At 70.4% G+C, this 17,874-nt stretch carries 16 protein-coding genes; all 16 read right to left on the reverse strand.

What is annotated here, in order from left to right; all coding sequences use genetic code 11:
* Nucleotides 1-14: 14 nt before the first annotated feature.
* A complete protein-coding gene (locus tag BO226_RS09635) occupies nt 15-665 on the reverse strand; it encodes a DNA-3-methyladenine glycosylase (RefSeq protein ID WP_071935099.1) in 651 nt (216 codons plus the stop codon).
* Nucleotides 650-871 carry a Trm112 family protein gene (locus tag BO226_RS09640; RefSeq protein ID WP_024101120.1) on the reverse strand — a complete coding sequence of 74 codons (222 nt, stop codon included), beginning with the start codon at nt 869-871 and terminating at the stop codon, nt 650-652. Before BO226_RS09640 ends, BO226_RS09635 begins: the two co-directional genes overlap by 16 nt.
* 39 nt (nt 872-910) lie before the next feature.
* Nucleotides 911-3,895, reverse strand: coding sequence for an AMP-binding protein (locus tag BO226_RS09645; protein WP_071935100.1), 2,985 nt, complete (start codon nt 3,893-3,895; stop codon nt 911-913).
* Between the two features lie 153 nt (nt 3,896-4,048).
* Nucleotides 4,049-5,470, reverse strand: a complete 1,422-nt coding sequence (gene argH, locus BO226_RS09650; protein WP_006554816.1) for an argininosuccinate lyase — start codon at nt 5,468-5,470, stop codon at nt 4,049-4,051.
* Nucleotides 5,471-5,472: 2 nt separating this feature from the next.
* Nucleotides 5,473-6,672, reverse strand: a complete 1,200-nt coding sequence (locus tag BO226_RS09655) for an argininosuccinate synthase (protein WP_006554815.1) — start codon at nt 6,670-6,672, stop codon at nt 5,473-5,475.
* Between the two features lie 47 nt (nt 6,673-6,719).
* The gene (locus BO226_RS09660; protein ID WP_006554814.1) at nt 6,720-7,259 is read right to left on the reverse strand and encodes an arginine repressor; all 540 of its coding nucleotides are present in this window, start codon (nt 7,257-7,259) and stop codon (nt 6,720-6,722) included.
* The gene (gene argF, locus BO226_RS09665; protein WP_071935101.1) at nt 7,232-8,161 is read right to left on the reverse strand and encodes an ornithine carbamoyltransferase; all 930 of its coding nucleotides are present in this window, start codon (nt 8,159-8,161) and stop codon (nt 7,232-7,234) included. The genes BO226_RS09660 and argF overlap by 28 nt, the downstream gene beginning before the upstream one ends.
* Nucleotides 8,162-8,167: 6 nt before the next feature.
* A complete protein-coding gene (locus BO226_RS09670) occupies nt 8,168-9,355 on the reverse strand; it encodes an acetylornithine transaminase (protein ID WP_033097677.1) in 1,188 nt (395 codons plus the stop codon).
* Nucleotides 9,352-10,290: an acetylglutamate kinase gene (argB, locus tag BO226_RS09675; RefSeq protein WP_071935102.1), complete on the reverse strand. Its 939-nt coding sequence runs from the start codon at nt 10,288-10,290 to the stop codon at nt 9,352-9,354. Before argB ends, BO226_RS09670 begins: the two co-directional genes overlap by 4 nt.
* Nucleotides 10,287-11,537 (reverse strand): bifunctional glutamate N-acetyltransferase/amino-acid acetyltransferase ArgJ, encoded by a 1,251-nt coding sequence (argJ, locus tag BO226_RS09680; RefSeq protein ID WP_039584034.1) that lies wholly within the window; start codon nt 11,535-11,537, stop codon nt 10,287-10,289. Before argJ ends, argB begins: the two co-directional genes overlap by 4 nt.
* Nucleotides 11,534-12,607 (reverse strand): N-acetyl-gamma-glutamyl-phosphate reductase, encoded by a 1,074-nt coding sequence (argC, locus tag BO226_RS09685; RefSeq protein ID WP_071935103.1) that lies wholly within the window; start codon nt 12,605-12,607, stop codon nt 11,534-11,536. The genes argJ and argC overlap by 4 nt, the downstream gene beginning before the upstream one ends.
* Before the next feature lie 59 nt (nt 12,608-12,666).
* Nucleotides 12,667-13,167 carry a PspA/IM30 family protein gene (locus tag BO226_RS09690; RefSeq protein ID WP_071935104.1) on the reverse strand — a complete coding sequence of 167 codons (501 nt, stop codon included), beginning with the start codon at nt 13,165-13,167 and terminating at the stop codon, nt 12,667-12,669.
* On the reverse strand, nt 13,164-13,301 hold the full coding sequence (locus BO226_RS27000; RefSeq protein ID WP_198040627.1) for a hypothetical protein: 138 nt from the start codon (nt 13,299-13,301) through the stop codon (nt 13,164-13,166). Before BO226_RS27000 ends, BO226_RS09690 begins: the two co-directional genes overlap by 4 nt.
* Before the next feature lie 50 nt (nt 13,302-13,351).
* A complete protein-coding gene (gene pheT / locus BO226_RS09695) occupies nt 13,352-15,838 on the reverse strand; it encodes a phenylalanine--tRNA ligase subunit beta (protein ID WP_071935105.1) in 2,487 nt (828 codons plus the stop codon).
* Nucleotides 15,839-15,897: 59 nt separating this feature from the next.
* Nucleotides 15,898-16,968 carry a phenylalanine--tRNA ligase subunit alpha gene (pheS, locus tag BO226_RS09700; RefSeq protein WP_024101130.1) on the reverse strand — a complete coding sequence of 357 codons (1,071 nt, stop codon included), beginning with the start codon at nt 16,966-16,968 and terminating at the stop codon, nt 15,898-15,900.
* A gap of 84 nt (nt 16,969-17,052) precedes the next feature.
* Nucleotides 17,053-17,865 carry a TrmH family RNA methyltransferase gene (locus BO226_RS09705; protein ID WP_071935106.1) on the reverse strand — a complete coding sequence of 271 codons (813 nt, stop codon included), beginning with the start codon at nt 17,863-17,865 and terminating at the stop codon, nt 17,053-17,055.
* Nucleotides 17,866-17,874: the final 9 nt, after the last annotated feature.

The raw sequence follows: 17,874 nt of genomic DNA on the forward strand, positions 1-17,874 counted from the left end.
GTTCGATCATCCCATCACGCTCGAGGCGCAGCGGGCGCGCGTGGGCTGCGCCGGTACGCGGAGACCCCGATCGCCCCGCGAACCCACAACCGCCACGGCCTGTCGGCCGCCACGCTGATCCCCACCCGCGGCCCCCGCACGACCTTTCCGACCAGCGGTTCGGCCGGAAGTTCCACCCGCACCCGAGCGTCGGAAGCATCCACGTCGATTCCGTTGTCGGCCAGATCGAGGCCGAGCGCAGCAGCGAGATTGCCCGGACCGCGCGCAAGGTTCGCGAACGGCGTGCCGGACGTGCGTCGGGAACGGACGGCCTGCTCCCCCTCGATCACCTCACCACCGCGCAACAGCACTGCCGCGGCGGTGCCGTCGGGACCGAGGGAGATGTTCGCGCAGAAGTGCAGGCCGTAACTGCGGTAGACGTACAGGTGCCCCGCGGGCCCGAACATGACCGAATTGCGCGGGGTGGGTCCGCGGTACGAGTGCGCGGCCGGGTCCGGCCACGGTCCGTCCTCGGGGCCGCCGTAGGCCTCGACCTCCGTCAGCAGGACGGCGGTCTCCCCCACTCGGACGGTTGCTCCGAGCAGCGCTTCGGCAGCCTCGACCGGATCGAGTCCTTCGAGTTCGCCGCGGACGGATCGACGATTGCGGCTCAGTCGGTGCTCCATCCGGCGACACCGCGCGCGGTGAAGTCCTCGTGCTCGGCGTCGCTGACCTCGCGGGCCTCGTCGACGAGGAGGACGGGTATGCCGTTCTCGATCGGATACGCCCGCCGCAGTCGCGGGTTGTACAGGACGGCGTCGTCGACGAGAAGCAACGGCCCCTTGTCCTCCGGACAGGCCAGAATGCTCAGCAACGTGGGATCGACAGCCACGGATGTCCTTTCGAAGGGCGGAACCGAACCGGACCCAGGCTACCGCGCCCCGGCGGGCGAACCGGCCGTGCCCGCCTTCCACGCCGTGGCCACGGCCTTGGTGAACCGCTTGTACGTCCCGGTGTCGGGGTTCAGGTACCAGGTGCGGACGGTGGGCACGGGCAATCCCTGTTCGCGCAGACGATCGGCGGACGGGCGGTAGGACGGGCCCAACGGAATGTCGGGCACGATGTGTACGAGATCGGGTCGTTCGTCTGCCGGGACCGAGTCGAACGCCGCCGTGATCTCCGCGGCCGTCGGCGCACGGTTGCCCCGCAGCGAGCAGCCGGCGACCGCGAGGTCGCGACCTCCCACCGAGATGCCGTAGGCGACGGCGAGATCGACACGCGGGATCGCTTCGAGCACGTCCGCCACGCTCTGGGTGAAGACCGGGCCGTGGAAGGTGGGAATCACCGTCCGCCGACTGTCGAGCAACCAGTAGTCGCCGTCGTCGTCGCGTCGGAACAGGTTGTCGGTGGGCACCCACACGTCGCCCGGTTCGAACACGCCGCGCATCACACCGGTGATTGCCGAGGCTGCGGGACCGGGCCTGCCGAGCAGCAGTCCGACCTCGCCGACCTGTGCCTCCCTCACGAAGCCGCGTTCGTCCTCCACGAGTCGGCCGACGCCGGCGTCGTAGGCAGCGAGGCGCACATCGGCGCTACCGGGCAACGGCCGGCCCTTCGAGCCGATCTTCGAACCGGAGACGTTCGCGAGCACGACGTTGCCCTCGGTCGACGCGTAGAACTCGAGAACCCGGGCGGGCTCAAACCGGTCGAGGGTGCGGCGCCACAGGCCCGGTGGCATGCCGGAACCGATGAACAACCGGATGGGATGGATGGCGTCGATGTGCAGCGACGGGCTGTCGAGCACCTCACGCATCATCGACCAGGTATAGGTGACGACGGTGACGCCGTAGCGGTGCACTTCGTCGCTGAAGAGCGACGGATTCAACCCGCGCGACAGTGCGATACGCGCCCCGCCCGCGAGCGCCCCGCCGAAACTGACCAGCAGACCGGACGAATGATGCAGGGGCGCAAGGCAGTACATGGTGTCACCGCGGCCGAGCGAGGCGGCGGTGGCGGTACCGAAGGCCGACAGCGCCCACCGGTAGTTGGTGACCCGCCGCACCGTGAGCGTGTCGCCACCACCGGAGAACAGGATGAATGCGAGTTCGCGCGCGAGTCCGGGATCGGGGACGTACCAGCCCGGCAGTTGCACGGAGGAGATGTCGAGTCGTTCGAGATCGACGACGTCGGCGCCGGGCTCGACGTCGAGGTCGCGGACGTCGCCGCCGCCGAGGACCAGCACGGGAAGACCGGTCGCGACGGCCGCGTCGAGGTTCTCGGGATCGGCGACGATCTTTTCGACACCGCCCAGTCGCACGGCCTCGGCGATGTCCGGTCCCGGCGGGATGAGGGCGGAGACGCCGCCGAGGCGGGAGATCGCCGCGACCGCCGCCATTGCGCTGGGGCGCACGTCCATGAGGATGCCGACGTGCATCGCGGGACGGATGCCATTGTCGGCGAGCCCGAGGACGACGTTGTCGATCCGCCGGTTGACGGCCTCGAAGGTGTAGACCCGGTCCTCGAAGATGAAGCACTCCCGCTTCGGCGACTTGCGGCCGATCTCGGCGAGCAGACCGCCGACGGAGATGCGGGTGCGCGGCTGGATCTGCCCGAGCCGCGCGAGGCGGGGAAGGGCGCGGGCGGCCTCCCCGGTGAGATCGCGTGCTCCGCGGACGGCACCGACCGCGATCCCCGCGAGCCCCTTGCCGAGATCGGTCCCGACGTCGGCGAGCGTTGCGGCCGTGTGCGTGATGCGGGATGCGACCGAGACGCCCGTGCCCTCGTCGGTGGGGTTCGGCGCCGCCATCGGCGCGATGCCGACGGGCCGGTCCCCGACGCCCTCGCGCCACTGCACCCATTCCCCGACCGACGGCCACGTCTGCTGGCCGGCGACACTGCCCACGACGAGTCCGAAATGACCTGCGCGCAAGGTGTATTCGTAGACCTCCGCGCGGGGTGCGGCCTTGCGGATGCCGCGCACGGCGAGCGGTTGCCCGATGTCGTCGACCTCGCCGACGACTGCGAGGACGGGACAGGTGATCTCGGCGAGGCTCACGGCCCGGTCATTGATGACGAACCCACCGCTGACCATGCGGTTGTGGGCGATGAACTGGCGCAGTACCTCCGCGACGGCGGGACCGGACCACGCCACCCATCCCTCGGTGTCGAGGAATCGGCGCTGCGGCTCGCGCGGCAACAGCGCCTCCCGGTCGTGGAGCTGGAGCAGGAAGTCGATGCGCGATCGCAGCGTCTTGACCGGATCGAGCAGCTGGAAGCCGGTGCGCGCCATCCATCCGGTGATCGCGAGGCGGTTGAAGACGTGGTCGGCAAGGAAGTCGGCGGAGTGGGTCGCGACGATCTCCGGGATCCCGAACGGCAGGGCGGCGAGGGTGTCGACCGGGCTGCCGAAGGTGATCAGGCTCGCGATGCCGCGGCTGCGCCGATAGGCCGCGACCTGATAGCAGAACATGCCACCCTGCGAGTATCCGCCGAGATGCACGTCGCGACCGGTGTAGGCACGGACGCAGTCGACGACCTCGTCGAGGGCGAGGATGTGATCGGTGAGGGTGCGCTTCCAGCCGCCCTCCTCCTGGTCGGGCGATCCGAAGTCCACGACCCACGGATCGAGACCCGCTTCGTGGAGGCTGCCGACGGCGCCGGCGTCACGGGTGACGTCGTACACCTCGGCGGACACCATCATCGGTGGTACGAGAACGACGGGGATGCCCGTGGAGGCGGTGTCGGATTCGGGGAAGTACCGGCGGAGCCGGTACATGGAGGTGCGCTCGACGACCTGATAGGGCGACGACGACCGTCCGGGTTCGAGGCCACCGAAGCGCAGGACTTCGAGACCGTTCTGGGCAGTGGCGACGAGCCGTCGCACCGACTCGGTCACTACATCGGCGTCCAGTCCCACGGTCCGTTCCCCTTCTCGACGATGTATCCGCACCGGTCCCCGGCACCTGCGGTTCTACACCGGTACCCGCTGCATGCCGAGAGTATGTGCCAGCCTGCCACACGGCCCTCACCGTCCCGGGCAACTCGGGGTGTGCCCGGGACGGCAGGCGTGTCAGTCGCGAACCCGGTCGCGCAGTTGTGCCGCGGCGTCGCGCACGCGGCCGAGTTGCTCGGCCACCCGCACGCCCGCGGTGCCGCCGCGAGCGTCGCGCGAGGCGATGGAGCCTTCGACGGTGAGCACTTCCCGCACCTGCGGGGTCAGTGCCGGATCTACACCGGCCAACTCCTCATCTGTGAGGTCCTCGAGGCCGGCTCCGCGGCCTTCGGCGACCCGCACGCACGCCCCGGCCGCCTCGTGGGCGACGCGGAACGGCACACCCTGGCGGACCATCCACTCGGCGATGTCGGTCGCGAGGGTGAATCCGGCGGGTGCGAGCTCGGCCATGCGCTCGGTGTGGAAGGTCAGCGTCGAGACGAGCCCTGCGATCGCCGGGAGCAGCAGCTCGAGCTGTGCGACGGAGTCGAAGACCGGCTCCTTGTCCTCCTGCAGGTCGCGGTTGTAGGCCAACGGCTGCGCTTTGAGCGTGGCCAGCAGACCGGTGAGGTTGCCGATGAGGCGACCGGCCTTACCGCGGGTGAGCTCGGAGACGTCCGGGTTCTTCTTCTGCGGCATGATCGACGACCCGGTCGACCATTCGTCCGCGAGGGTGACGTACCCGAACTCGGGGGTGCTCCACAGGATGATCTCCTCCGCCATGCGGGAGAGGTCGACGGCGATCTGCGCGAACACGAATGCCGCTTCCGCCGCGAAGTCGCGGGAGCTGGTGGCGTCGATCGAGTTGTCCGCCGCCGAGTCGAAGCCCAGGTCGGCCGCAATCGCGTCGGGGTCGAGACCGAGCGACGATCCGGCGAGCGCTCCCGACCCATACGGCGAGACCGCCGCGCGCTTGTCGAAGTCGCGCAACCGGTCGACGTCGCGCAGCAACGGATGCGCATGGGCGAGCAGGTGGTGCGCGAGCAGCACGGGCTGCGCCGCCTGCAGGTGCGTCTTGCCCGGCATCACGGCATCGGGGTGCGCCGCGGCCTGGTCGGCGATCGCATCGACCACATCGAGGACACCGTCGGCGATGCGCCGCGCGCTGTCGCGCAGCCACATGCGGAACAGCGTCGCGACCTGGTCGTTGCGGGAGCGGCCCGCGCGGAGCCGGCCGCCGACCTCGGGGCCGACCCGTTCGATGAGTCCCCGTTCGAGCGCGCCGTGCACGTCCTCGTCGGACTCGGCGGGGCCGAACGCACCGGAGGCCACATCGGCGGCGAGCCGGTCGAGGCCGTCGAGCATCGTGGCGAGGTCGTCGTCGGTGAGGAGTCCGGCACGGTGCAGAACCTTGGCGTGGGCCTGGGAGGCGCGCACGTCGTACGGGGCGAGCGCCCAGTCGAAGTGCGTGGACTTGCTCAGCGCCGCCATGGCGGCGGCCGGTCCGGATGCGAACCGGCCGCCCCACAGGGCACCTTCGTTGGTGCCGTGAGCCGTCATGACTACAGGCCCAGATCGCGCTTCGCGGCGACCTTCGACGACAGGCCGTGGATCTGCACGAAGCCCTTGGCGTTGGACTGGTCGAAGCTGTCACCCTCGTCGTAGGTGGCGAGGTTGAAGTCGTACAGCGACTCGGGGCTGCGACGGCCGTTGACGGTGATGTGTCCGCCGTGGAGCACCATGCGGATGTCGCCGGTGACGCGCTCCTGAGTGTTCTTGATGAAGGCGTCGAGGGCGGTCTTCAGCGGCGAGTACCACAGGCCGTCGTACACCAGCTCGCTCCAGCGCTCCTCGACGCGACGCTTGTAGCGGCCGAGTTCGCGCTCGAGGGTGACGTGCTCGAGTTCCTGGTGCGCGGTGATGAGGGCGATGGCGCCGGGGGCCTCGTAGATCTCGCGGCTCTTGATGCCGACGAGGCGGTCCTCGACCATGTCGAGGCGGCCCACACCCTGAGCGCCGGCGCGACGGTTGAGTTCCTGGATGGCCTCGAGGACGGTGACGTGCTTGCCGTCGATCGCGACGGGGCGACCGGCCTCGAAGCTGATGATCAGCTCGTCGGGGGCCTGCCAGTGGGCGGTGGGGTCCTCGGTGTAGTCGTAGACGTCCTTGGTGGGGGCGTTCCACAGGTCCTCGAGGAAGCCGGTCTCGACGGCGCGGCCCCAGACGTTCTGGTCGATGGAGAACGGCGAACGCTTGGTGACGTTGATGGGCAGGCCGTTCTCCTCGGCGAAGGCGATGGCCTTCTCACGGGTCCAGGCGTAGTCGCGGACCGGTGCGATGACCTGGAGGTCGGGTGCGAGGGCGCCGAAGCCGACCTCGAAGCGGACCTGATCGTTGCCCTTGCCGGTGCAGCCGTGGGAGACGACGGTGCCACCGTGCTCGCGGGCGGCCTGCACGATGTGCTTGACGATCAGCGGGCGGCTGATGGCCGAGACGAGCGGGTAGCGATCCATGTAGAGCGCGTTGGCCTGGACGGTGGGCAGGCAGTACTCGTTGGCGAACTCGTCCTTGGCGTCGACGACGATCGATTCGACGGCACCGCAGTCGAGGGCGCGCTGACGCACGACCTCCATGTCCTCGCCACCCTGGCCGAGGTCGATGGCCACGGCGACGACCTCCTTGCCGGTCTCCTTGCCGATCCAGCTGATGGCGACGGAGGTGTCCAGCCCGCCCGAATAGGCGAGTACGACGCGTTCGGCCATTGTCTTTGTGCTCCTTCGTATTTCGACGTGCGTCTATGAGTGGTAGGTCAGGCGAGTGATTCGATTTTCGCGGCCAGTTCGGCTCCCGTCGTCGGTTCGCGGGCGATGACCGCGATGGTGTCGTCGCCGGCGATCGTTCCGACCACCTCGGGTAATGATGCCCGATCGAGTGCACTGGCCAGATAGTGCGCCGCCCCCGGCGGGGTGCGCAGCACGGCGATGTTGCCGCTGGAGTCGGTGGACACCAGCAGTTCGCCGAGCAACCGGGACAGGCGGTCGGTGCCTCCGGTCACGCCGCGCACAGGGCTGCCGTCCTCCGGGACGACGTACACCCCGGCGCCCCCATCGGCCGCGCGGAGCTTGACGGCGCCGAGTTCCTCGAGGTCGCGGGACAGGGTGGCGGTGGACACCTCGATGCTGTCCTCGGCGAGGAGTGCGGCGAGTTCGGTGTGGCTGCGCACCGGGTGCGCGGCGAGCAGTGCGACTATGCGGGCCTGCCGCGCCGCGCGCGTCGGCGCGGTCGCCGCACTGTCCGCATGGTTCGCCGCGGTGCTCACGGTCAGCTCCGGCTCTGCTCGAGCAGCCACACCAGCAGGGCCTTCTGTGCGTGGAGGCGGTTCTCGGCTTCGTCCCACACCACAGACCGCGGTCCGTCGATGACCTCGGCGGTGATCTCCTTGCCGCGGTAGGCCGGCAGGCAGTGCAGCACGATCGCGTCGGTGTCGGCAAGGGAGACGAGGTCGTCGTTCAGCTGGAACGGCCGGAAGGGTGCCTCGCGATCCTTGCCGTCGTCCTCCTGCCCCATCGACACCCAGGTGTCGGTGACGAGCACATCGGCGCCGCTGGCTCCGGTACGCGGGTCGTCGGTGACGGTGACGCTGCCGCCGGTCTCCTCTGCCCGTGCGCGGCTCGCGTCGACGACCTGTGAGTCGGGGGTGAACCCGACCGGGGACGCGATGGTCACGTGCATGCCGGCGGTGACGCCGCCGAGCATCAGCGAGTGCGCCATGTTGTTGGCGCCGTCGCCGAAGTAGGTCATCCGCAGGCCCGCGGTGGCGCCCTTGTTCTCGCGGATGGTCTGCAGGTCGGCGAGGACCTGGCAGGGGTGGAAAGTGTCGGTGAGCGCGTTGACGACGGGCACGGTCGAGTGCTCGGCGAGCGTCTCGATGCGGTCCTGGCCGTAGGTGCGCCACACGACCGCTTCGGTGAACCGGGAGAACATCCGGGCGGTGTCCTCGAGGGTCTCACCCTTCCCGATCTGGGTGGAGCCGGTGTCGACGACGACGGCGTGCCCGCCGAGTTGGGCGATGCCGGCGTCGAAGGAGAAGCGGGTGCGGGTGGAGGTCTTGTCGAACAGCACGGCGACGCTGAGGGGCCCTTCGAGGGGGCGGCGGGACAGCGGCGCCTTCTTCAGTTCGGCGGCGAGTTCGAGCACCTCGGTCTGTTCGGCCGGGGTGAGGTCGTCGTCGCGCAGGAAATGGCGGAGCACGGGTCGTCAGTTCCCTTCCCGGTCGGCGGTGTCGAGGACGGCGGGCAGCGCCGTCACGAAGCTCTCGGCCTGCTGTTCGGTGAGGATCAGCGGGGGCGCGAGGCGGATCACGTCCGGTGCGGCGGCGTTGACGAGGAAACCGGCCTCGCGGGCGGCGGTCTCGACGGCCGGCGCCTTCGCGGCGGTGAGGACGACACCGAGGAGCAGCCCGGAGCCGCGCACGTGCGAGACGAGCGGGTGCCCGAGTTCCTCGATGCCGGCGGCGAGGGTCTTCCCGACGGTGTTCACGTGGTCGAGCAGGTTCTGCTCGTCGATCGTGCGCAGTACCGCGAGGGCGGCCGCGGCGCACACCGGGTTGCCACCGAAGGTGGTGCCGTGCTTGCCGGGCCGGAACAGCTCGGCGGCCGGACCGGTGGCGAGGACCGCACCGATGGGCAGTCCGCCGCCGAGGCCCTTGGCGAGGGTCATCACATCGGGGGTGATGCCCGCTGCCTGGTGGGCGAAGAAGGTACCGGTGCGGGCGATACCGGTCTGGACTTCGTCGAGCACGAGCAGGGCGCCGCGTTCGGTGGTGATGCGACGCGCGCCGGCGAGATAACCCTCGGGCGGGACGACGACGCCGGATTCGCCCATGATCGGTTCGAGGAAGACGGCGGCGGTGTTCTCGTCCACCGCGGCCTCGAGGGCGTCGAGGTCGCCGTAGGGCACGAACTCGACGCCGGCGGGCATCGGTTCGAAGGGGGCGCGCTTGTCGGGCTGGCCGGTCAGGGCGAGGGCGCCCATGGTGCGGCCGTGGAAGGCCTTCTCGCACGCGACGATCCTCGGCCGTCCGGTGAGCCGGGCGATCTTGAAGGCCGCCTCGTTGGCCTCGGTGCCGGAATTGCAGAAGAAGGCGCGGCCCTCGTGACCGAAGCGATCGAGGAGCTTCTCGGCGAGTTCGAGCACCGGCGGCGAGGCGTACAGGTTCGACACGTGGCCGAGCTGGTTCAGCTGGGCGGTGACGGCCTCGATGATCGCCGGGTGGCGGTGGCCGAGGCTGTTGACGGCGATGCCGCCGAGCAGGTCGAGGTACTGCTTGCCGTCGGCGTCGGTGAGCACGGCACCGTCGCCCGCGACCAGCGCGACCTTGGGCACGCCGTAGTTGTTCATCAGCGAACCCGCCCAGCGCTGCTGGAGGTCGGACGTGCCGGTCATGCGGGGCCTTCCTTCTCGGAGGACGGCACCACCATGGTGCCGATGCCTTCTTCGGTGAACAGTTCGAGGAGCACGGAGTGCGGCTGGCGCCCGTCGATGACGTGCGCGGTGGGCACTCCCCCCTGCACGGCGCGCAGGCACGCCTCCATCTTCGGGACCATGCCGGAGTCGAGCGACGGCAGCAGCGCGGTAAGCGCGTCGGCGTCGATCCGCGAGGTGAGCGAGCTGCGGTCGGGCCAGTCGGTGTAGAGGCCTTCGACGTCGGTGAGCACGACCAGCTTCTCCGCGCCGAGCGCTTCGGCGAGGGCGGCCGCGGCGGTGTCGGCGTTGATGTTGTGCACCACGCCGTCGGCGTCGGGCGCGATCGTGGAGACGACGGGGATGCGCCCGGCGGCGATGAGGTCGAGCACCGCGCCGGGGTCGACGCTGGTGACGTCGCCGACGAGGCCGATGTCGGTGGCCTCGCCGTCGACGACGACCGTGCGGCGGGTTGCGGTGAACAGTCCGGCGTCCTCACCGGAGGTACCGACGGCGTAGGGCCCGTGGCTGTTGATCAGGCCGACGAGTTCGCGTCCGACCTGCCCGAAGAGCACCATCCGCACGACGTCCATGACCTCGGGGGTGGTGACACGGAAGCCGCCGCGGAATTCACCTGCGAGGCCGAGTCGCTCGAGCATGGCGTTGATCTGCGGGCCGCCGCCGTGCACGACGACGGGGTGGATGCCGACGGTGCGCAGGAACGCCATGTCGGCGGCGAAGGCGGTCTTGAGGGTGTCGTCGATCATGGCGTTGCCGCCGTACTTGACGACGACGATCTTGTCGCGGAACTTCTGCAGCCACGGCAGGGCCTCGGCGAGGACGAACGCCTTCTGGTGCGAGGTGAGGTCGGCGATCAGTGCGTCGGTCACGTCGTCTCCTGTGTTCGTTCCGGTCACGACGAGTACGCCGAGTTCTCTTCGACGTAGGCGTGCGAGAGGTCGGTGGTGCGGATGGACACCTGCGCGTTGCCGAGGCCGAGGTCGATGTCGAGTGCGATGTCGGCGGCGGACAGGTCGACCTCGCGGGCGCCGGGCGCACCGACACCGTCGATGCACACCGGGTTGCCGTTGAACGACACGGAGATCTTGTCGGGGTCGAGTTCGATCGGGGCGATGCCGATGGCGGCGAGCACGCGGCCCCAGTTGGGGTCGGAGCCGAACAGTGCGGTCTTGACGAGGCTGTCGCGGGCGACGGTGCGGGCACCGATCAGGGCGTCGGCCTCGCTGGCGGCGCCGCGGACGGTGACGGTGACCCGCTTGGTGACGCCCTCGGCGTCGGCCATCATCTGCTCGGCGAGGTCGTCGCACACGGCGAGGACGGCGGCGTTGAGCTCGTCCTGGCTCGGGGTGATCCCGCTCGCGCCGGAGGCCAGCAGCAGCACGGTGTCGTTGGTGGAGGTCGCGCCGTCGACGTCGAGGCGGTCGAAGGTGAGCCGGGACGCGTGGCGCAGCGCGGTGTCGAGCTGATCGGCGGTCGCGACGGCGTCGGTGGTGACCACGCACAGCATCGTCGCCAGGGCGGGGGCGAGCATGCCGGCGCCCTTGGCCATGCCGCCGACGTTCCACTTGTCGGCGTGGTGCAGGGCGGCCTGCTTGGGCACGGTGTCGGTGGTCATGATCGCGTAGGCGGCGTCGGTGCCACCGGAGATGCCTCCGGCGAGTTCGTGGACGATCTCCTGCACCCCGGAGAGCACCTTGTCCATCGGCAGACGGTCGCCGATCAGGCCGGTCGAGCACACGGCGACCTCACCGGCACCGGTCTCGGTGCCCCAGTTGCTCAGGGCGTCGGCGACGGCCTCGGCGGTGGCGTGGGTGTCCTGGAAACCACCGGCGCCGGTGCACGCGTTGGCGCCGCCGGAGTTGAGGATCACCGCGCGCAGGCTGCCGGACTTCAGCACCTGCTGGGACCACAGGACGGGGGCGGCCTTGACCTTGTTGGTGGTGAACACACCGGCGGCGGTGAGTTCGGGGCCCTCGTTGACCACGAGCGCGAGGTCCTGTCTGCCCGAGACTTTGATGCCGGCGGGGATGCCGGCGGCCCGGAAGCCGGCGGGACTGGTGACACCCTGGGTGCGGATCAGGCGTCCCCCGGCGATCTCGGTGGCGCCGGTGTAGACGTCGTCTGCGTACTTGTTCTCGGTCACGGAGCCACTCCCACGGTGGACAGGCCGGCGGTCTCGGGCAGGCCGAGTGCCAGGTTCATCGATTGCACGGCGGCACCGGCGGTGCCCTTGGTGAGGTTGTCGAGCGCGGCGACGACGACGAGCAGTCCGGCGTCGGTGTCGACGGTGACGGCGATCTGGACGGCGTTCGAGCCGACCACCGCGCCGGTGGCGGGTAGTGCGCCTTCCGGCAGCAGCTGCACGAACGGTTCGTCGGCGTAGGCCTTCTCGTAGACGGCGCGGGCCTCGGCGGCGGTCACCGTGGTCGGTGCGGTGCAGGTCGCGAGGATGCCGCGCGGCATGGGCGCGAGGATCGGGGTGAACGAGACCTTCACGTCGGTGTCGGCAAGAGCGGAGAGGTTCTGCTTGATCTCCGGGGTGTGCCGGTGGGCGCCGCCGACGCTGTAGGCGCGGACCGAGCCCATGACCTCGGAGCCGAGCAGGTCGACCTTCGGGGACTTCCCGGCGCCGGAGGTGCCGGAGACGGCCACGACGTTCACGACGGGTTCGACGATGCCGGCGACGACGGCCGGTGCGAGTGCGAGCAAGGCGGAGGTCGGGTAGCAACCGGGGACCGCGATGCGGGTGGCGCCGACGAGGGCGTCGCGCTTGCCGGGCAGCTCGGGCATGCCGTAGGGCCAGGTGCCGGCGTGGTCGCTGCCGTACCAGCGCTGCCAGTCGGCGGCGTTCTCGAGCCGGAAGTCGGCGCCACAGTCGATGACGACGGTCGTCTCGGGCAGCTGCTCGGCGATCACGGCGGAGTGGCCGTGCGGCAGGCCGAGGAAGACGACGTCGTGCCCGAGCAGGGTGTCGATGTCGGTGGCGCCGAGCACGCGGTCGGCGAGCGGCAGCAGATGGGGATGGAACTCGCGCAGGGTGGCGCCCGCGTTACCCCCGGCGGTGAGCGCGCCGATGACGAGCGAGCCGTCCTGGTAGGCGGGGTGGCCGAGGAGCAGGCGCAGGATCTCGCCGCCCGCGTAGCCGCTGGCGCCGGCCACGGCGACCCGTAGCGGCGACTCGGAGGTGGCGGTGAAGTCCGGTGAAGTACCCATACGAATGATTATGCACCCTCATGCAAATCATTTCATAGGGGGTGTCCCTTTCGGAGGATTCACTCCGACCGCAACGACCGCCGGATCTCCGCGAGCCGGTCGGCAGCGGCCGCCTTGCGCTCCTCGTACTGCTCCTCGAGCGTGCGACCCGCACCCGTCGCGTGCGCGAGTTCCTCCGCGCCGAGCGCGGTCGCCGAACGCTGTTCGATCTTCTCACGCACCGATTCGAAGGTCGGCACCCCGTCCGCGGTGTATCCGGTGATCTCCTCGATCGTCGGTGCGCGGACCGGGTCGTCGACGGATCCGATGTCGACGACACCCGGTTCGACGATCTCGGCGTCGTGGACCTGAGCGTCGTGGACGTCTTCCTCGCGTGGGGTCACGTCGGGATCGGGGCTCGGCTCCGGGTCGATCGGCGGCACGTCCGGGATGTCCGGGGCCGGGGGAATATCCGGCACCGTCGGCGTCTCCGGCCCGGCCGGGGTCACGTCGGGGACGGGCTGCTCCGGTTTGTCGGGCTCCTCGGGAGACGGCACCCGGCCGGCTTCGTCCTTGCTCATGCCTCCAGGCTACGTCGCCCGGCTGCCACTGAGTCCTCTTCGGCGCGAACCTGCAGATACGCCTCGAGGGCCTCCCGGCTCGTGTACCGCAGGGGCACACCGAGTTCCTCACGCAACCGCCGGTTGTCGAGCACCGGACGGTACTGCAGGAAGGCGACCCGCTCCGGGCGGGGACGCGGGCGGCTCAGGCGCGTAGTTCGGCACCGACCGCGGTGGCCGCGGCGGCCACCGCTGCCTCGCGGGCGGCGCTGGCCTCGTCCTCGGTGAGGGTGCGATCGAGGGCGCGGAAGCGCAGCGCGAACGCGAGGGACTTGCGGTTCTCCCCCAGCTGGGCGCCCTGATAGACGTCGAACAGACGGATGTCCTCGAGCAGCTCGCCGCCACCCGAGCGCAGGGCGCTCTCGACGTCGGCGGCCGGCACATTCGCGTCGACCACGACCGCGACGTCCTGCAGGACCGCTGGGAACGGCGAGACCACCGGCGCCGGAAGCGATTCCACGATCGGTAACGCGTCGAGGTCGAGTTCGAAGGCGCACGTGCGTGCGGGCAGACCGGCCCGTTCGATCACCGCGGGATGCAGTTCACCGGCGTGGCCGACGACGACCCCGTCGACGAGCAGTTCGGCGCAGCGGCCGGGATGCCAGGGCAGGTACTGCGCGGCGCGGCGCTCGAGGCGCACCCCGGCGGCACGCGCCACGGTCTCCGCGGCGGCGAAGGCATCGAAGGCATCGGCGGCGCGTCCCGTGCCCCACGGCCCGGCCGGTTCGCGCAAACCGGCGAGCACACCACCGACGTGGACCGGCTGCTTCGGCAGCGACCCTTCGAGCAGGGCGATCTCGTCGTCGGTGGGACGACGGTCGACCGGGAGCGCGTCGACCGGCTTGGTCTCGGAAGTGGGATGCACGACCTGCGCGATTGCGTAGAGCGACAGGTCGCGCTGGCCGCGCGAGACGTTGCGGCCGAGGATCTCGAGCAGGCCCGGCAGCAGCGTGGTGGCCAGCTCCGGACGATCGGCTTCGAGGGGGTTGAGCACCTTGGTGGTCACCCGGCGCGGGTCGTCGGCGTCGAGCTTCCAGGTATCGAACACGCCGGCCGGCAGGAACACCGGAGCCAGGACCTCGACATAGCCGTCGTGGGCGAGCGCGCGGGAGACGGCGCGGCGGCGCTTCTGCGTGGCCGTGAGACCGCGGCCGGCGGGAGCGGTGGGCAGCACCGACGGGATCTGCTCGAGGCCTTCGAGGCGCAGCACCTCCTCGACCAGGTCGGCAGGCTGGCGCAGGTCGGGGCGCCAGGTCGGCGGGGTGACGACGAGCTGGCCGTGGCCGTCCTCGCCGACACCGACCTCGACCGCGCATCCGATCTGCGTGAGACGGCGGGCAGCGGTGCCGTTCGGGTAGCTCACCCCGGCCATGCGGTCGGGCAGGTCGATGTCCATGCGGATCGTCGGACTCTCGGTGGGCACGACGATGTCGGTGAGGGTCGACTCCACGCGGCCGCCGGCGATCTCGACGAGCAGGCTCGCGGCCCGGTCGAGCGCGGCGCGGGCCAGGGCCGGATCGACGGTGCGCTCGAAACGCTTGCCGGCCTCGCTGCTGACCTTGTGCCGACGGTTGCCGCGGAAGACGGCGAGCGGATCCCAGGCGGCGGCCTCGAGCAGCACGTCGGTGGTGCTGTCGCCGACCTCGGTGGTCGCGCCGCCCATGATGCCGGCGAGGGAGATCACCCCGGAGTCGTCGGTGATGACGACGTCCTCCGGATCGAGATCGCGCTCGACACCGTCGAGGGTGGTGAGCTTCTCCCCTGCCCGGGCACGTCGCACGACCAGCTCACCCTGCAGGGTGGCGGCGTCGAAGGCGTGCAGCGGCTGGCCGAGTTCGAGCATGACGTAGTTGGTCACGTCGACGGCCGGGGAGATCGGGCGGACACCGGCGGTGTGCAGGCGGCGCTGCATCCACCACGGGGTGACGGCCTTCGGGTCGATGCCGGTGACGCGGCGTGCGGCAAACCGGGTGGCCTTCGTCTCGGACTCGAGCCGGATCGGGTAGGCCTCCCCGCCGTCGGACGGCAGTGCCGGCACGGCCGCGGGATCGGCGAATTCGAGGTCGAAGCCGCACGCGAGTTCGCGGGTGAGGCCGCGGACGGAGAAGCAGTATCCGCGGTCGGGGGTGATGTTCAGTTCGACGACGGTGTCGCCGAGACCGAGCAGATCGTTGGCGTCGGTGCCGGGTTCGGCCGTGCCGGGCTCGAGCACGAGGATGCCGGAGTGGTCCTTGCCGATGCCCAGCTCGGACAGCGAGCAGATCATGCCGTCGGAGATGTGCCCGTAGGTCTTGCGCGATGCGATGGCGAAGTCGCCGGGAAGCACGGCGCCGGGCAGGGCGGCGATGATGAGGTCGCCCTCGGCGAAGTTGCGGGCACCGCACACGATGCCGCGCGGTTCCTCCTCACCGACGTCAACCTTGCAGAAACGGATGGGCTTCTTGAATTCGGTGAGCTCGGTGATCTCCACGACCCGTCCGACGACGAGGTTGTCGATGCGGCCGAGGGTCTCGATGTCCTCGACCTCGAGTCCGACCCGGACGAATCCCGCGTCGAGTTCCTCGGCGGTGACGTTCCACTCCGGGGTGGCGCGCTGCAGGATCTCGGTCAGCCAGGACTGCGCTACTCGCACTTGTGCTCAGCTCTTTCGTTCGGTCGTCGGTCGGTGGAGTCGGTGTCGGGAGCGGGCTGTCAGCCCTGCACGCCGAACGGCAGGGTGAAGCGCACGTCGCCCTCGACGATGTCGCGCATGTCGGGGATGCCGTTGCGGAACTGCAGGGTGCGTTCGAGGCCCATTCCGAACGCGAACCCGGTGTACACGTCGGGGTCGATGCCCGAGGCCCGGAGCACATTGGGGTTGACCATGCCGCAGCCGCCCCACTCGACCCAGCCGGCGCCGCCCTTCTTGTTCGGGAACCACACGTCCACCTCGGCGGACGGTTCGGTGAACGGGAAGTAGTTCGGGCGCATCCGGGTGCGGGTCTCCGGCCCGAACAGCGCCCGCGCGAATGCGTCGAGGGTGCCGCGCAGGTGCGCCATGGTCAGGCCCTTGTCGACGGCGAGACCCTCGACCTGCGAGAAGACCGGGGTGTGGGTGGCGTCGAGTTCGTCGGTGCGGAAGGTGCGGCCGGGGCACACGACGTAGATCGGGATGTCGCGGTGCAGCATGGTGCGGACCTGCACGGGCGAGGTGTGGGTGCGCAGCACCTGCCGCGAACCCTCCGGGGCGATGTGGAAGGTGTCCTGCATCGTGCGCGCCGGATGGTCGGGCAGAAAGTTCAGGGCGTCGAAGTTGAAATGCTCGGTCTCGACCTCGGGGCCTTCGGCGACCTCCCAGCCCATCGCGACGAAGACGTCGGCGACCTCGTCGGAGATGATCGAGATCGGGTGGCGGGCGCCGAGCGCGCGGCGGGTCGCGGGAAGGGTGACGTCGACGGCTTCGGCGACGAGGACCGCGGCGTCGCGTTCGGCCTGCAGCACGGCCTTGCGGTCGTCGAAGGCGGCCTGCACGGTGGTGCGGTGGGCGTTGACCCGCTTGCCGGCGTCGGCGCGCTCGTTGCCGGGCAGCGAGCCGAGGGCGCGCTTGGCGAGGGAGATGGGCGCCTTGTCGCCGAGGTGGTCGATCTTCGCCTGGGCGAGTTCGTCGAGGTCGGTCGCAGCGGCGAACGCGTCGATCGCGGACTTCTCGGCGGCGGTGAGCGCGTCCTCGGTCAGGGCGCTCGGATCGACTGCCGGCGGGGTCCCGCCCTCTTTCTTGGCCACGACCGGTGCATCTCCTTCTTCGGACGAACGGGTGATCTCGGTGGGTGCGGTCCGGGCCGGAGGCCGCGGCGCACCCGGGAAATCCTATGTGATGGGCCGAGCGGCCCGATGTTGCACCCGCGCGCTCGCATACAGGCAGATCGAGGCGGCGGTGGCGAGGTTGAGCGATTCGGCGCGTCCGCGGATGGGGATGCGGACGCGGTGGTCGGCGCGGGCGGCGACCTGCGGATCGAGTCCGTGGGCCTCGTTGCCGAACAGCCACGCGGTGGGCGCGGCGAGCAATTCGTCGGCGTCGTCGAGGTCGATCTCCCCGTCGGCGGCCGTCGCGAGGATCTGCACGCCGGCCTCGGCGAGCGTGGCCAGTACCCGGTCGGTGTCGCGTTCGCGCGCGACCGGCAGGTGGAAGATGCTGCCGGCCGAGGAGCGCACGCACTTGCCGTTGTGCGGGTCGACACTGTCGCCGGCGAGGACCACGGCGTCGGCGCCGACGGCGTCGGAGACGCGGATGAGGGTGCCGGCGTTGCCGGGTTCGGCGACCGCGACGGGCACGGCGAGCAGCCGCGACCGCAAGGTCACCGCTTCGGCGAGCGGCACGTCGAGGGTGTCGCACACGGCGACGAGGCCGGGCGGGGTGACGGTGTCGGACAGCCGGGCGGCGGCCCGCTCGGTGACGATCCCCACGCGCACACCCTTGTGGCGTGCTTCGTCGACGACCGTCGCGTACCGGCCGGCGGCCGCCTCGGTGACGAATAGTTCGTGCACGCGTGCAGCGGCGAGCGCCTCGGTGACGGAGTTCTCACCCTCGGCGAGGAACCGCCCGGTCTTGCGACGCTCGGCGGTCCGGAGCAGTTTCACAGCAGAAACGACCCGTGGTGTGCGCTCGGTGAGCGTGTCCACGGGTCGTTC

This window comes from Rhodococcus sp. 2G, assembly GCF_001886355.1.
Taxonomy (GTDB): Bacteria; Actinomycetota; Actinomycetes; order Mycobacteriales; family Mycobacteriaceae; genus Rhodococcus; species Rhodococcus pyridinivorans.